Genomic DNA, 15,114 nt, shown 5'->3' with positions numbered 1-15,114 from the left:
ACAAACAACAAAAAAATGATTGTTGTTCAATAATTGGAATTGCAAAAAAAGGAGGTGCCAAAGAATGAACAGCAACGAAATATATGTTAGTCTTGACATCGGTACATCCAGTGTGAAGGTAATCATTGGGGAAATGGTCAACGACTCTTTAAATATTATTGGTGTGGGCAATGTGCAGTCTGAAGGTTTACGCAAAGGCTCCATTGTTGATATAGACGAAACCGTTCATTCTATTAAAAAGGCAATAGAACAGGCTGAGAGAATGATAGGAATGGAGATTAAGAATGTGATTGTAGGAATAACCGGCAATCATGTTATGCTTCAGCCATCTCATGGGGTTGTAGCAGTTTCCAGTGAAAATAGGGAGATCACGGACGAGGATGTTGCCAGAGTTATTGATGCGGCACAGGTTGTATCCATCCCTCCGGAAAGAGACATCATCGATGTAATCCCAAAACAGTTTATCGTTGATGGTTTGGATGAGATTAGCGATCCCCGCGGAATGATTGGTGTGCGCCTGGAAATGGAGGGCACAATCATTACTGGATCCAAAACCATCCTACATAACACACTCCGCTGTGTAGAACGCGCTGGACTTGAAATTATGGATATTTCGCTGCAGCCGCTGGCTGCAGGAGCTTTTGCCCTTTCAAAAGATGAAAAAAATCTCGGAGTGGCACTAGTAGATATTGGCGGCGGTTCTACGACCATTGCTTTATTTGAAAACGGTGCTTTAAAGGCAACAAGTGTCCTTCCAGTTGGCGGAGACCATATTACAAAGGACTTATCAATCGGCCTGCGCACATCAACTGAAGATGCAGAAAAAATTAAGACTAAACACGGCTATGCCTTCTATGATCATGCATCTGAAGATGAAGTATTCAGTGTTCCAATTATTGGAAGCGACCAGCACCAGCAATTTAACCAGCTTGAAATTTCGGACATTATCGAAGCTAGGATGGAAGAGATATTTGATCTGATTCAGCATGAGGTGAAGCGCCTTGGTGCAAAGGATCTTCCTGGGGGCTACGTCCTTACCGGGGGTGTGGCAAATACACAGGGAATACTAGAATTGGCACAGGTTGTATTCCAGAATCGGGTGCGCATCGCAATTCCTGATTATATCGGGGTCAGGGAACCTCAGTATACAACAGCAGTAGGACTGATCAAGTTTGCATACAAAAATGCCAAGATACAGGGCAGGAAGATGGAGCAGCCGGTAACTGTTCCGGAATCAAAGGAAAAAAGAGTTCAAAAACAACAACCGCAACCAAAAACAAAGCCGGAAAAACAGCCGGAAGAAAAAATCACATCAAGAGTTAAAAAGTTCCTCGGATACTTTTTCGAATAACTTGATTTGATTCGCATGGGTTTTGGAAACGGAATAACCAGCCATTTGGCTAACGGAAATAAAATGAGCACGGAAGAATAGGCAGCAAGCCTGTTTCCCGGGTGCAATAAAAAAGCGAATCAGAAAAAGGTGTTCTTAGGAATATCGACGAATTAGGAGGATTTGTCATGTTAGAATTTGATACTAATTTAGATTCATTAGCTACTATAAAAGTCATCGGCGTTGGAGGCGGCGGTAATAATGCAGTAAACAGAATGATTGAGCACGGTGTTCAAGGTGTCGAGTTTATTGCTGTTAACACTGATGCCCAGGCGTTGAACTTATCTAAAGCAGAAGTGAAAATGCAAATCGGAGGAAAGCTTACGAGAGGCCTTGGCGCAGGAGCAAACCCAGAAGTAGGAAAAAAAGCAGCCGAAGAGAGCAAAGAGCAGGTTGAGGAAGCGCTTAAAGGCGCTGATATGGTATTCGTCACCGCTGGAATGGGTGGTGGAACAGGAACAGGTGCAGCCCCGGTTATCGCCCAAATCGCCCGTGATTTAGGAGCATTGACTGTTGGGGTTGTTACACGGCCGTTCACGTTTGAAGGCAGAAAACGTTCTACACAGGCTGCCGGCGGTATTGCTTCAATGAAGGAAGCTGTTGACACGCTTATTGTTATTCCGAATGACAGGCTATTAGAAATTGTCGATAAAAGCACTCCAATGCTTGAAGCATTCCGTGAAGCGGATAATGTTCTCCGCCAAGGTGTACAGGGTATTTCGGATTTGATTGCTGTACCAGGACTTATCAATCTTGACTTTGCAGATGTAAAAACAATCATGTCAAATAAAGGATCTGCTCTAATGGGAATCGGTGTTGCCGCTGGGGAGAACCGTGCTGCTGAAGCGGCAAAGAAAGCCATATCATCACCATTGCTTGAAACTTCGATTGACGGAGCACAAGGGGTACTTATGAATATCACTGGCGGATCAAACCTGAGCCTATATGAAGTTCAGGAAGCTGCTGATATTGTTGCTTCAGCTTCAGACCAGGACGTGAATATGATCTTCGGTTCTGTAATTAATGAAAATCTCAAAGATGAAATTGTTGTAACGGTTATTGCAACAGGTTTTAATGAAGAAGTTATTCAGCCTAAACCAACAAGACCATCCTTCGGACAGCCAAAGGCTGCGCCAAGCATGGGAACTGTGAAGCGTGAGCAAAAGAGGGAAGAATCTCCACAAGAGCCTGTAAGAAGCAGTCAATCCCATCAGCCGGAAGAAGCTTTGGATATACCAACTTTCCTCCGCAATCGCAACCGCAGAAGATAATATAAAGTGAAACTTCCATTAGCAGGAGTCTTACTGCCCGTTAATGCGGGATAAATTAACACCCAGTTTTCTATCATCCTTTTTATAGGAAAGGAGAAAACTGGGTGTTTTTTGCGTGAAAAAGCATGGTCCCCAAATGGGCCATGCTTCGTATCTTTATACAGATTGAGCTTCTTTAAGTTCCATAGAAGGTCCAAAGAATTCATAACGAATATTTTCTTTTTGGAAACCTGCTTCGAGCAGGGCTTCGTACATAGCTTGCATAAACGGAACAGGTCCACACATATAAACCAGGCTGTCTTTATTGGATACTGCTGCTGAGAGCCATTCGGATGTAATATAGCCCTCTTTATCATAGGCCATTTCTTCCTTATCTTTTACAGTCGGTTTTTCGTAGCAGAAATAGGCTTTTACCAATGAATTATTATCCGTGATAGTCTTCACTTCATCAGCAAAGGCATGTACCTTACCATTAATAGCAGCATGGATAAACTTCGTTTCGCTTTGAATTCCTGTAGCATCCAGATGGTGAAGCATGCTAAGCATTGGAGTGATGCCAACGCCGCCGCTTAGGAGAACGATGGGTTTATTAGTCTGCCCTAGAACAAATTCCCCAGCTGGAGCGCTTATTTTGATATGATCACCTTCTTTTAGTTCATTGTGAAGGTAATTGGATACTTTTCCTTCAGGCTTCTCATTCGTACCCTCTTCTTTCTTTACAGAAATCCTGTAATACGATTTTCCGGGAGAGTCAGATAGGCTATATTGACGGATATGTGTATATTCCTCGCCAGGAATATTTACTTTCAAGCTAATATATTGGCCAGGAAGAAAATCTGCAATTTCTCTGCCATCTGCTGGGCTAAAGTAGAAAGAGGTAATTACATCACTTTCTTTTACCTTCTTTGTAACAGAAAATGTTCTGAAATCATCCCAGCCGCCTTGTTTTTGAGCAGCTTCATCATAAAGGCTCTTTTCCAGCCCGATAAAAGCATCTGCAATAACTCCGTATGCTTTTGTCCATGCCTCAATAATTTCTTCAGTTGCAGCTTCCTTTAGAACCTCTTTAATTGCAAGAATTAAATGCTCTCCAACAATGGGATAATGCTCCGGCTTAACACCCAAAGAGCGGTGCTTATGGGCGATCTGAGTCACAACCGGAAGGATGGCCTCAAGCTGGTCAATATACTTTGCAGCGGCGTATACAGAGTTTGCAAGCGCTTTTTGCTGGCGCCCCTGCTTTTGGTTTGCATGATTAAAGATATTTAATAATTCAGGGTGATTTGTAAACATTAGGTTATAAAAAGTTTTAGTGATATCCTCGCCGTGTTTTTCGAGTACAGGTACGGTACTTTTAATAATTTCAATAGTTTTAGTGTCTAGCATCACAGCAAAACTCCTTTTTTATATTTTCACTGTAATTATAGTTCATTTAAAAAAGGAAATATGTGATGTATATCACACCATAAAAAATTGTTAAGAATCTAAAATAGGAAAAATAGTGACAAAATCCGAACGGAATAGGGAAAATTTCTTTCATTTTGCATACAGAAAGTGACACACTTTAACTGCTGTTGTGCGCTATACTTTTTCCAACAGAATAATAGGATTATAACTTTTCGGGGCTGAGCGAGGCACTTGTGCTTTTCTAAAAAGGGGGAAGATATTTGGCAGTTTATTTAGATATTATCTGGGCATTAAACTTCATGTTTGATAGCCTCCTCCTTTATTTGACAGCCATTATTTTAAAAAGAGAAGTACGTTTCTGGAGAGTTTTTGCGGGAGGCTTAATAGGCTCGGTTATTATTTTATTAGTTTTTACTCCATTAAGTGCCTACTCAGGGCACCCAATTACAAAATTATTATTCTCTGTAGCCATGGTACTTACTGCTTTTGGCTTTAAGCGTTTGCGTTACTTTTTTAAAGGGCTAATGACTTTTTATTTTGCTACTTTTTTAATTGGCGGATCTTTAATCGGTATTCATTATTTTATAAAATTTGATTTTCAGCTTTCATCGTCTGTTATGCTGGCGAGTGTTAAAGGTTTTGGAGACCCGATCAGCTGGCTTTTCGTGCTGTTGGGCTTTCCGCTTGCATGGCATTTTTCAAAAAGGAATATAGAAGGAATGGAAATGACCAAAATCCAATACGACTCTCTGATTCAAGTGAAGGTTGTTATTAATGAAATCGAATATCGCTTCAAAGGTTTGATAGACAGCGGCAATCAGCTTTATGACCCTATCTCGAAAATGCCTGTCATGTTTATTTCAATTAAAGACAGGCTGGAAGAATTTCCCGATGAAATAATTAAAATTGCCGGCAGCCCTGAAGATATTATTATGGGAAATGAATCTATAGGCGGAGAATGGGAGCATAAAATGAGGGTTATTCCATGCAAGGTAGTAGGACAAGAACATCAGCTGATCATTGCTTATAAACCCGATCGCATTGTTCTGGAAAAAGATAATGAAATAATCGAGGCAGAAAAGGGACTTGTTTCCTTTTCCTTGCAGCAGCTTTCGGCTGATGATGCTTTCCAATGTATCGTTCATCCTAAAATGCTTACAGGTGCCAGTAAAATGAAGCCTGATACAAAGGTAAGTTAATATACTATACTCTGCAAAAACATAATTTAGAAGGAGGACAAATCATGAAAAAGTTAAAACTTCGCTTATCCTACTATTGGTATAAATTGTTAATTAAACTGGGGATCAAGACTGATGAAGTTTATTATATAGGCGGCAGCGAAGCACTCCCTCCTCCTCTCAGCAAGGAAGAAGAAGAAATGCTGCTGATAAAGCTCCCGAAAGGAGATAAAGCTGCAAGGTCTATTCTGATTGAAAGAAATCTCAGGCTAGTTGTCTATATTGCGAGAAAATTTGAAAACACAGGCATCAATATTGAGGACTTGATCAGCATTGGAACTATAGGATTGATCAAAGCGGTCAATACCTTTAATCCTGAGAAAAAAATTAAGCTGGCTACATATGCTTCCCGCTGTATTGAGAATGAAATTCTAATGTACTTAAGAAGAAATAATAAAATCCGATCTGAAGTCTCCTTCGATGAGCCTTTAAACATCGATTGGGATGGGAATGAATTGCTGCTGTCTGACGTTCTTGGAACCGAAGATGACATAATTACCAAGGATCTTGAAGCAAATGTGGATAAAAAGCTTTTGATTAAGGCGTTGCATCAGCTCTCAGACAGGGAAAAGCAGATTATGGAATTACGGTTCGGCCTGGGATCCGGTGAAGAAAAAACACAAAAAGACGTGGCTGATATGCTGGGGATATCCCAATCGTATATTTCACGTTTGGAAAAAAGAATCATAAAAAGGCTGAAGAAAGAGTTTAATAAAATGGTCTAGAAAATTCAGAACAGTTTTGAACCATTCTTGCTGATAAATTTTTTACAAAAATTTGCAAGTCAAAAACCTAGTGTTCATGATGTTTTGAGCCGTTGCCCATTCTGTGGATAAAATAGCCGGTGCATATTTTTCCTCCTCAAGGAGATACTGTTTTTTGTACAGCAGCTCCTGTGAGGAGGGAAATGGATTGACTCGAAATAAAGTAGAAATTTGCGGTGTTGATACTTCAAAGCTTCCAGTTTTAAAAAACGAAGAAATGAGAGAGCTCTTCAAGCAAATGCATAAGGGGGATATAACCGCACGGGAAAAACTCGTCAACGGCAACTTGCGCCTCGTATTAAGTGTGATTCAGCGATTTAATAACAGAGGCGAATTTGTTGATGACCTGTTCCAGGTCGGCTGTATCGGTCTCATGAAATCTATTGATAATTTTGATTTAAGTCAAAACGTTAAGTTTTCCACCTATGCAGTTCCAATGATTATTGGAGAAATCCGAAGGTACCTAAGGGATAATAACCCGATACGTGTATCGCGTTCATTAAGGGATATTGCTTATAAAGCGCTGCAAGTGCGAGAACGTTTAATGAGCAAAACCTCAAGAGAACCTACGGCTGAAGAAATTGCTAAAGAACTCGATGTCCCACATGAGGAAATTGTTTTCGCATTGGATGCGATCCAGGATCCTGTCTCTTTATTTGAACCAATCTATAACGATGGCGGAGATCCAATTTATGTAATGGACCAATTAAGTGATGAAAAAAACAAGGATATTCAATGGATTGAAGAAATAGCATTAAAAGAAGGCATGCGGAGACTAAATGAAAGGGAAAAGCTGATTCTTAGAAAACGCTTCTTCCAGGGCAAAACCCAAATGGAGGTTGCTGAGGAAATTGGCATCTCACAAGCGCAAGTCTCCCGGCTTGAAAAAGCAGCCATTAAACAAATGAATAAAAATATTCAAAGCTGAGCAGCCACTTTGGCTGCTTTTTGCTTTTCTTGCATAAAGCTTGTACTTTTCGGTCCATTCTAACATTTTTCATATAGCTTCAAACATATATTTAATAAGAACATATAAAATTGGGAGTGAAGTCTCGATGGTGAAAATATCCGAATTTCAAGTGAAGGATGTTGTAAATGTTGCGGATGGCAGAAAGCTTGGAAATATAGGGGATATAGACATAAATATAAACACAGGCAAAATCGAAGCCGTTATTATAGGCGGAGCAGGTAAAGTGTTGGGCTTTTTTGGAAAGGATGAGGATATTATTATCCCGTGGAAGAACATATTAAAAATCGGTGAAGATGTTATTTTAGTACGCTACAAAGAAACAGCAGAAATTAAATATATAGAGGAAGAGGCTTAAAGAAGGGTTTAGCTGTAATCAGCGCTAACTGTATGGTAAACTATAGAAAAATAAGATGGGGTAAAAGTGATGGAGCCGTTTTTACTAAAAAATGAAGAGTTTTTTATTATAAAGGAATGGGAAAAGCGTTTCCCAAATTTAACAGCAGGATTTACAACCAAGAATGGCGGATGCAGCCAAAATGAATTCGATACCCTGAATTTAGGGCTTCACGTTAATGACAGTCATGAAGCGGTCAGCCAAAACCGAAAACATCTGGCTGGCTTGCTTGGTTTTTCTACGGAAAAATGGGTTGGTGCAGAGCAAACCCATGAAGTAAGAATCCGAAAGGTCTCCAACAGTGACAAAGGGAAAGGGGCTTTGATTTATGATGATTCCTTTCCGGCTACTGACGGCTTTTTTACATACGATAAAGGTGTTTTGCTAACTCTTTGTTATGCAGATTGTGTGCCGATTTACTTTTTGCACGAAAAAACAGGAGCAATTGGTATTGCACATGCAGGATGGAAGGGGACAGTCAGCGGAATTTGCAAAGAAATGGCTAAGCTCTATAGAAATGAAGGAATTGAATTAAGTGAAGTACAGGCAGTAATTGGGCCTTCCATTTGCGAAAAATGTTATATTGTAGATGATCGTGTCATTTCTAAAGTGCAAAAAATACTAGAAGATGTCGATGCAAAGCCATATAATTTAGTTAAGGATAATCAATATCATCTTGATTTGAAAAAGCTAAATAAGCAAATTCTTTTGAATGCAGGAATTCAAGAAAATAATATAATGATCACGGGATATTGTACAAGCTGCCATCAGGATTATTTCTTCTCCCATAGGAGAGATAAAGGAAGAACAGGCAGAATGATGAGCTTTATTGGCTGGAAGGAGGAAGTCTGAAGCTAAATGAAAGTCGAAGAGAATTTAAAGCATATTAAATCTGCTATACAAAAAGCATGTGAAAAGGCAAATCGCGATCCTGAGGACGTAAAAGTGATTGCGGTAACCAAGTATGTATCAGTAGAAAGGGCCCAGGAAGCCCTGGAAGCTGGGATAAATCATTTAGGCGAAAACAGAGATGATGGGCTTCTTGCAAAGTGGGAAGTTTTGAGGGACAAGCCAACCTGGCATTTTATTGGTACTCTTCAAACCCGCAAGGTTAAAAACATAATTGATAAGGTGGATTTTATCCACTCACTGGATCGGATTTCCCTTGCTAAGGAAATTGATAAAAGGGCAGCGAATAAAATCAATTGTTTTGTCCAGGTGAATGTATCAGGTGAAGAGTCCAAACAGGGAATAGAACCTGAAGAGGTCACTGATTTTATTTCCAGCCTGGCAGATTATAAGAACATTCATGTAATCGGCCTAATGACAATGGCACCGTTCACATCCGACGAAGATCTGCTGCGTTCCTGCTTCCGCAGGCTGAAGGATCTTCAAAAAGAAGTAAGGGACCTGGGCTATAAGTTTGCTCCTTGCACTGAGCTATCAATGGGCATGTCCAATGATTTTGCTATAGCCATTGAAGAAGGGGCTACCATGGTGAGAATCGGAACGGCTTTAGTAGGTGAAAAGGATCAGGAGGTTCAATAAATGAGTATAAAATCTAAATTTAAAACATTTTTCTTCCTGGATGATGAATATGACTATAAAGAAGAGGAAACCATCGAAGAGGAAAGAGAGCCGGTAAGACAGTCACAAAAACCTCAGCAGCCAGTTCAAAAACAAAATATCGTAAGTCTTCAAAGTGTCCAAAAGTCTTCTAAAGTAGTCCTTGTTGAACCCCGGGTATATGCAGAAGCACAAGATATTGCCGACCAGCTGAAAAACAGAAGGGCCGTTGTAGTGAACCTGCAAAGGATAGAAAAAGATCAAGCAAAACGGATTGTAGATTTTCTAAGCGGCACTGTTTATGCAATTGGAGGAGATATTCAAAAGGTCGGAACAGATATTTTCCTATGTACGCCTGATAATGTGGAAGTATCAGGAAGTATCTCACAGTTAATGAAAGAACAAGAATTTGAAAATACGAGGTGGTAATTTTTAATGGAATTTTTATTTGGTATCCTATCTAATGTAATTTACTATTATTCATGGGCATTAATCATTTATATTCTGCTTTCCTGGTTCCCAAATGCCAGAGAGTCATCTATTGGCCAATTTCTGGCAAGGATTTGTGAACCATATCTTGAGCCATTTCGGAAGATCATTCCTCCGCTTGGCATGATTGATATTTCTCCAATCGTGGCTATTTTGGTTCTCCGTTTTGCTACAGGAGGATTGCACCAGTTATACCAGTGGATTGCATAAGCATTAAAATAGGGCTATGACGGCCCTTTTTTATTTTTTAGCTCCAGTTTGTTGGATAGGTAATCAATTTAAAGGAGCCTAAAAAAGGAGGTTTTTGATAAATTAATGAGCGTCTACCAGCATTTTCGTCCGGAAGAAAAAGAGTTTATTGACCAGGTCCTTAATTGGAAGGATCAAGTGGAAAATACATATGCTCCAAAGCTCACTGATTTTCTTGATCCAAGAGAGCAGTTAATTCTTAAAAGCATTATTGGCGAACATTCCGGAATCCTGGCGGATTTATTTGGCGGTACTCCTAATACAGAGCGAAAGAGGGCTCTTATCTTTCCGGATTATTATGAAAGCGATGAGGAAGATTTTCTGATTTGCCTTTTTGAAATAGATTATCCCAAAAAATTTGTTTCTATTGAACATCCCCAGGTTCTTGGCAGTCTTATGTCACTTGGGCTAAAAAGGGGGAAATTTGGAGATATTCTTTTTGAAGATGATAGGATACAGTTTTTTGTAACGGAAGAAATTGAAGAATATGTTCGATTGCAGCTTGAATCAATCGGCAGAGCTTCCGTTACTCTTAATAAAAAACCATTTGCTGAAGCGATAACTGCCGATGAGGAATGGAGGGAATGTTCTGTTACTTCTTCATCCTTAAGATTAGATACAGTCATCTCAGCAATTTATAATATCTCCAGGCAAAAATCCCAGCTGTTTATCCAACAGGGTCTAGTAAAAGTAAATTGGACATTAATTGAAAATCCTTCCTTTGAATGCAGAGAAGGGGATATGATCTCAGTACGGGGACAAGGACGTTCAAAAATTATGGAGATTGAGGGGAAAACGAAGAAGGAAAAGTGGAGAATTCTTGCTGGAAGGCAAAAATAATTTAAAATGATGAAGGAAATTGATGCAACCTGTCGAATAAATAAATCAAAAGATAGTGCAGTCTGTTATAATGAAAAAGTACCAGCATGCTAAGACAATATTACATAAGATCAACTGACCTGGGAGGTGGCACAGATGCCATTAACACCGTTAGATATTCATAACAAGGAATTCAGCAAAGGATTCCGCGGATATGATGAAGATGAGGTAAATGAGTTCCTCGACCAAATCATTAAGGATTACGAGATTCTGATCAGGGAGAAAAAGGAGCTTGAAGAAAAGCTCAATGAAGTGAACGATCGCATTGGCCACTTTACCACAATTGAAGAAACTCTGAATAAATCGATTGTGGTCGCACAGGAAGCCGCTGAAGAAGTAAAGCGTAATGCTCATAAGGAAGCTAAGCTGATTATTAAAGAAGCGGAGAAAAATGCCGATCGGATTGTGAATGAATCACTGTCCAAAGCCCGTAAAATTGCCTTGGACATAGAAGATTTAAAAAAACAATCCAAAGTATTCAGAACACGGTTTAAAATGCTCGTGGAAGCCCAGCTCGATATGCTGAACAACGATGATTGGGACCATATGATGGAATATAAGCTAGATTCCACAGATCTTAAATCATTAAAAGAAGAAGAAGAATCCCTGGCTTGACGAAAGCTGGAAATATCGCATATAATTTTAAAACAAAGGTAAATACAATGATTATGAACGATGAGAGGGACAGTACAGTTTTTTTTAGCTTAATTGCAGAAGTGCATCGCACTCTGTTAGCGAGCCGGGGGCGGTGGAAGCCCGGGGATAAGCGGAAAGCTGGAAAATCACCCTTGAGTTCCTTGCCGAACATTCATAAGAACTATTAGGCCAAGGCGAATCATTCACGTTAAGAATGCTTTGAGCGGATGGAATAAAAAATATTCCGTCTACAAGGGTGGTACCGCGGGAGAATTAAAACCTTCTCGTCCCTTTTTTGGGATGAGAAGGTTTTTTGTGTTATCCGGGATTTATCTCTCTTTCATTGGCTATCATGGTATTTAATGAGTTTGTCGCAGTCTAACGGGCAGTAAGACTCCCACTACAAGACTCAGAGGAATCGAAGGAGGATAAGTGGGAGTCAAACTGCCCCGTAAAGGCCCGATTGGTTCAACTAACAATCAGTGGGGGTGAAGAAGATCCCCACTGATTGAAGTTTTACTTTATACAGGAGGAAATGAAATGGATTACAAAGATAGTTTATTAATGCCTAAAACAGAATTCCCAATGCGCGGAAATCTTCCAAAGCGCGAACCTGAAATCCAGGCTAAATGGGAAGAAATGAATATTTATGAAAAGGTTCAGGAACGCACAAAAGGCCGTCCGATGTTCGTGCTGCACGATGGCCCCCCATATGCTAATGGCGATATTCATATCGGCCATGCACTGAACAAGATTTTAAAGGATTTCATCGTTCGTTCAAAGTCAATGACTGGATACAATGCACCATATGTTCCTGGTTGGGATACACATGGTTTGCCAATTGAGCAGGCCTTGACTAATAAAGGGGTAAAGCGCAAAGAAATGAGCGTTGCGGAGTTCCGCAAACTATGTGAAGAATATGCATACGATCAAATTGACAGCCAGCGCGGCCAATTTAAGCGCTTGGGAGTTCGCGGTGATTGGGAGAACCCATATATCACACTGAAGCCTGAGTACGAGGCGCAGCAAATTAAAGTGTTCGGTGAAATGGCGAAGAAAGGCTATATTTACAAGGGTAAAAAGCCAGTTTATTGGTCCCCTTCATCAGAATCTGCATTGGCCGAAGCGGAAATTGAATATAAGGACAAACGCTCTCCGTCCATTTACGTTGGATTTAAAGTAAAAGATGGAAAGAACGTTCTGGATCATGATACGCAAATTGTCATTTGGACAACAACTCCATGGACGATCCCAGCCAACCTTGGTATTTCTGTTCATCCAGAACTGAATTATGTTGTAGCCAAAGCCTCTGGCCAAAAGTACCTTGTAGCTGAAGACTTATTATCAGCAGTAGCTAAAGAGCTTGAATGGGAAGATCATGAGGTTGTCAGCAAAGTAAAAGGAAGCGAGCTTGAGCATGTAATTGCAGAGCATCCTCTTTATGGGCGTGATTCCCTTGTTATGCTTGGCGAGCATGTAACAACAGACGCAGGTACTGGCTGTGTTCACACAGCTCCTGGCCATGGAGAAGACGATTTCCATGTCGGCATGAAATACGGACTTGACGTGTTGTGCCCGGTAGACGATAAAGGAAACATGACAAGCGAAGCTCCTGGCTTTGAAGGCTTGTTTTATGATGCAGCCAACAAGCCAATTACAGAAAAGCTAGAGGAAGTTGGGGCTTTACTGAAACTTACATTCATTACTCACTCCTATCCGCATGACTGGAGAACAAAGAAGCCTGTTATTTTCCGTGCCACTGCCCAGTGGTTTGCTTCCATTAAGGATTTCCGGGATGAACTTTTAGATGCTGTTAAGGAAACTGACTGGTATCCGGCATGGGGTGAAACAAGACTATTCAACATGGTTCGAGATCGCGGAGATTGGTGTATCTCCCGCCAGCGTGTTTGGGGAGTGCCAATTCCTGTCTTTTATGCTGAAAATGGTGAAGAAATTATTACAGACGAAACCATTGAACATGTATCTAGCCTATTCCGTGAACATGGTTCAAATATCTGGTTCGAAAAGGAAGCGAAAGAATTGCTTCCTGAGGGCTTTACCCATCCTGGCAGCCCGAATGGCCAGTTTACGAAAGAAACGGATATCATGGACGTTTGGTTCGATTCCGGTTCTTCACACCAGGCAGTTCTTTTAGAACGTGACGATTTACAGCGTCCTGCAGATTTATATCTTGAAGGATCTGACCAATATAGAGGATGGTTCAACTCTTCTTTATCAACTTCAGTAGCGGTAACAGGAAAAGCTCCGTATAAAGGTGTGCTAAGCCATGGATTTACGCTGGACGGCGAAGGCAGAAAGATGAGTAAATCCATCGGAAACGTAGTTGTCCCGGCGAAAGTCATGAACCAGCTTGGTGCAGACATTCTTCGTCTATGGGTTGCATCAGTGGATTACCAGGCTGATGTTCGTGTATCCGATGCCATCCTAAAGCAGGTTGCTGAAGTATACAGAAAGATCCGCAATACTTTCCGTTTCTTGCTGGGGAATCTTGCTGACTTTAACCCTGTAACTGATGCGGTTTCTTTTGAAAATCTGCGTGAGGTTGACCAGTTTATGCTTGTAAAGCTGAACAAATTAGTCAAGAGCGTGCGAGAGTCTTATGACCGCTATGAGTTTGCAAGCATCTACCACGCAGTCAATAATTTCTGTACATTGGACCTTAGCGCGTTCTATCTTGATTTTGCAAAGGATGTTCTTTACATTGAAGCAGCAGATCATGCCGATCGCCGGGCAATCCAAACTGTGCTTTATGAAAGCTTGATTGCTCTTACAAAACTTGTAGCGCCAATTCTTTCTCATACTTCCGATGAAGTTTGGAGCTTTATCCCTAATGTAGAGGAAGAGAGTGTGCAATTAACGGATATGCCAGAATATCAAGAGCTTCCGAATGCCAAGCTGCTTGAAGAAAAGTGGACAGCATTCATGAAGCTGCGCAATGACGTTTTAAAGGCATTGGAAGAAGCCCGAAATGAGAAGGTAATCGGTAAATCGCTGACTGCCAAGATTACTCTTTATGTTAACGATCAAGCTAAAAACCTGCTGGATTCGATCCAGGAAAATCTGCAGCAGATCTTTATCGTTTCAGGCTTTGAAGTAGCAGGCAGCCTGAATGAAGCTCCTGAAAATGCAATGAAATTTGAAAACACAGCAATTGTTGTTTCCAAGGCGGAAGGCGAAACATGTGAGCGCTGCTGGACAGTAACACCGGAAGTTGGCCAAACAGAAGGCTTTGAGACACTATGTCCTCGCTGTGCTGACGTTGTAAAACATAATTACAGCCACTTGGCATAAAAATAAGAAACAGCTCCCTGAATAGGGGGCTGTTTTTATATGCATTGATCCTGCCCGAACTTTATATTTTAGCTTGACTATAATGAAAGAGTGTTATACAGGTTTGCCCTTGGTATAGTCCTCCAATTCCTTTTTATAAATAATTCCACCTTCACTAAATGTTGAGCCGTTTGCTAAAAGTTTGCCCGTGTCTGAAATCGCCTTGGAGAAATAATAAAGGAAACACCATAGAACGGAGGAAAAGGCATGGATGCAAAAGCAGAAAGGCTCTATTCAGAACTCCGTAATACGAGACAGGAAATATTGGAAAGGCTGATGGAAGGCAATAGTTCCGTTCTTATTAAGCCAATTTTATTGGAAGAACTGCATGACATTGAACAGACGCTGGAAAAGATTGAGAATGGAAATTTTGGGAAATGTGAAATTTCAGGTGAGCTTTTGCCTGCAGACTTGCTCGAAATGATTCCAACTTTAAAAACGATGGAGGATTGCACCAAGCTCGGTAAGTACTACCGAAAGTCAATCTACCATTGAGTTTAAGCGTGTGCT

The 15,114-nt window shown here is 40.6% G+C and carries 15 protein-coding genes and 1 other annotated feature; of the genes, 14 read left to right on the top strand and 1 reads right to left on the bottom strand.

Annotated elements, in window-relative coordinates; genetic code table 11:
* Positions 1–64: 64 nt before the first annotated feature.
* Together ftsA and ftsZ are read left to right on the top strand one after the other, a co-directional pair.
* Complete coding sequence (gene ftsA, locus L634_RS0105005) at positions 65–1,351, top strand: cell division protein FtsA (protein WP_026581495.1); 1,287 nt, start codon at positions 65–67, stop codon at positions 1,349–1,351.
* Positions 1,352–1,518: 167 nt separating this feature from the next.
* The gene (ftsZ, locus tag L634_RS0105000) at positions 1,519–2,661 is read left to right on the top strand and encodes a cell division protein FtsZ (RefSeq protein WP_026581494.1); all 1,143 of its coding nucleotides are present in this window, start codon (positions 1,519–1,521) and stop codon (positions 2,659–2,661) included.
* Positions 2,662–2,817: 156 nt separating this feature from the next.
* Here ftsZ and hmpA read toward each other — a convergent pair whose 3' ends face one another.
* Positions 2,818–4,047 (bottom strand): NO-inducible flavohemoprotein, encoded by a 1,230-nt coding sequence (gene hmpA, locus L634_RS0104995; protein ID WP_026581493.1) that lies wholly within the window; start codon positions 4,045–4,047, stop codon positions 2,818–2,820.
* 281 nt (positions 4,048–4,328) lie between these two features.
* Between hmpA and spoIIGA the strand changes: the two genes are divergently transcribed.
* The 12 genes from spoIIGA (at position 4,329) to L634_RS0104930 (ending at position 15,099) form a co-directional block, all read left to right on the top strand.
* On the top strand, positions 4,329–5,267 hold the full coding sequence (gene spoIIGA / locus L634_RS0104990; protein WP_026581492.1) for a sigma-E processing peptidase SpoIIGA: 939 nt from the start codon (positions 4,329–4,331) through the stop codon (positions 5,265–5,267).
* 44 nt (positions 5,268–5,311) lie between these two features.
* Positions 5,312–6,031, top strand: coding sequence for an RNA polymerase sporulation sigma factor SigE (gene sigE / locus L634_RS0104985; RefSeq protein ID WP_026581491.1), 720 nt, complete (start codon positions 5,312–5,314; stop codon positions 6,029–6,031).
* A 187-nt stretch (positions 6,032–6,218) separates the two neighbouring features.
* The gene (gene sigG / locus L634_RS0104980; RefSeq protein WP_026581490.1) at positions 6,219–6,998 is read left to right on the top strand and encodes an RNA polymerase sporulation sigma factor SigG; all 780 of its coding nucleotides are present in this window, start codon (positions 6,219–6,221) and stop codon (positions 6,996–6,998) included.
* A gap of 127 nt (positions 6,999–7,125) precedes the next feature.
* Positions 7,126–7,395 carry a YlmC/YmxH family sporulation protein gene (locus L634_RS0104975; protein WP_026581489.1) on the top strand — a complete coding sequence of 90 codons (270 nt, stop codon included), beginning with the start codon at positions 7,126–7,128 and terminating at the stop codon, positions 7,393–7,395.
* Between the two features lie 69 nt (positions 7,396–7,464).
* A complete protein-coding gene (gene pgeF / locus L634_RS0104970; protein ID WP_026581488.1) occupies positions 7,465–8,286 on the top strand; it encodes a peptidoglycan editing factor PgeF in 822 nt (273 codons plus the stop codon).
* 6 nt (positions 8,287–8,292) lie between these two features.
* Positions 8,293–8,982: a YggS family pyridoxal phosphate-dependent enzyme gene (locus L634_RS0104965; protein WP_026581487.1), complete on the top strand. Its 690-nt coding sequence runs from the start codon at positions 8,293–8,295 to the stop codon at positions 8,980–8,982.
* Positions 8,983–9,429, top strand: a complete 447-nt coding sequence (locus L634_RS0104960) for a cell division protein SepF (RefSeq protein WP_026581486.1) — start codon at positions 8,983–8,985, stop codon at positions 9,427–9,429.
* A gap of 6 nt (positions 9,430–9,435) precedes the next feature.
* The gene (locus L634_RS0104955; protein WP_026581485.1) at positions 9,436–9,699 is read left to right on the top strand and encodes a YggT family protein; all 264 of its coding nucleotides are present in this window, start codon (positions 9,436–9,438) and stop codon (positions 9,697–9,699) included.
* Positions 9,700–9,804: 105 nt separating this feature from the next.
* The gene (locus L634_RS0104950; protein WP_026581484.1) at positions 9,805–10,578 is read left to right on the top strand and encodes a YlmH family RNA-binding protein; all 774 of its coding nucleotides are present in this window, start codon (positions 9,805–9,807) and stop codon (positions 10,576–10,578) included.
* A 135-nt stretch (positions 10,579–10,713) separates the two neighbouring features.
* The gene (locus L634_RS0104945; RefSeq protein ID WP_026581483.1) at positions 10,714–11,232 is read left to right on the top strand and encodes a DivIVA domain-containing protein; all 519 of its coding nucleotides are present in this window, start codon (positions 10,714–10,716) and stop codon (positions 11,230–11,232) included.
* Between the two features lie 51 nt (positions 11,233–11,283).
* Positions 11,284–11,548 (top strand) — a binding site (T-box leader).
* A gap of 245 nt (positions 11,549–11,793) precedes the next feature.
* A complete protein-coding gene (gene ileS, locus L634_RS0104935) occupies positions 11,794–14,565 on the top strand; it encodes an isoleucine--tRNA ligase (protein WP_026581481.1) in 2,772 nt (923 codons plus the stop codon).
* Positions 14,566–14,811: 246 nt separating this feature from the next.
* A complete protein-coding gene (locus tag L634_RS0104930) occupies positions 14,812–15,099 on the top strand; it encodes a hypothetical protein (RefSeq protein WP_026581480.1) in 288 nt (95 codons plus the stop codon).
* Positions 15,100–15,114: the final 15 nt, after the last annotated feature.

Origin of the sequence: Bacillus sp. J33 (genome assembly GCF_000518885.1) — a bacterium.
Lineage (GTDB): Bacteria > Bacillota > Bacilli > Bacillales > Cytobacillaceae > Cytobacillus.
Note: the sequence above shows the minus strand (reverse complement) of the source record. Positions and strands in the feature narration are given on the sequence as shown.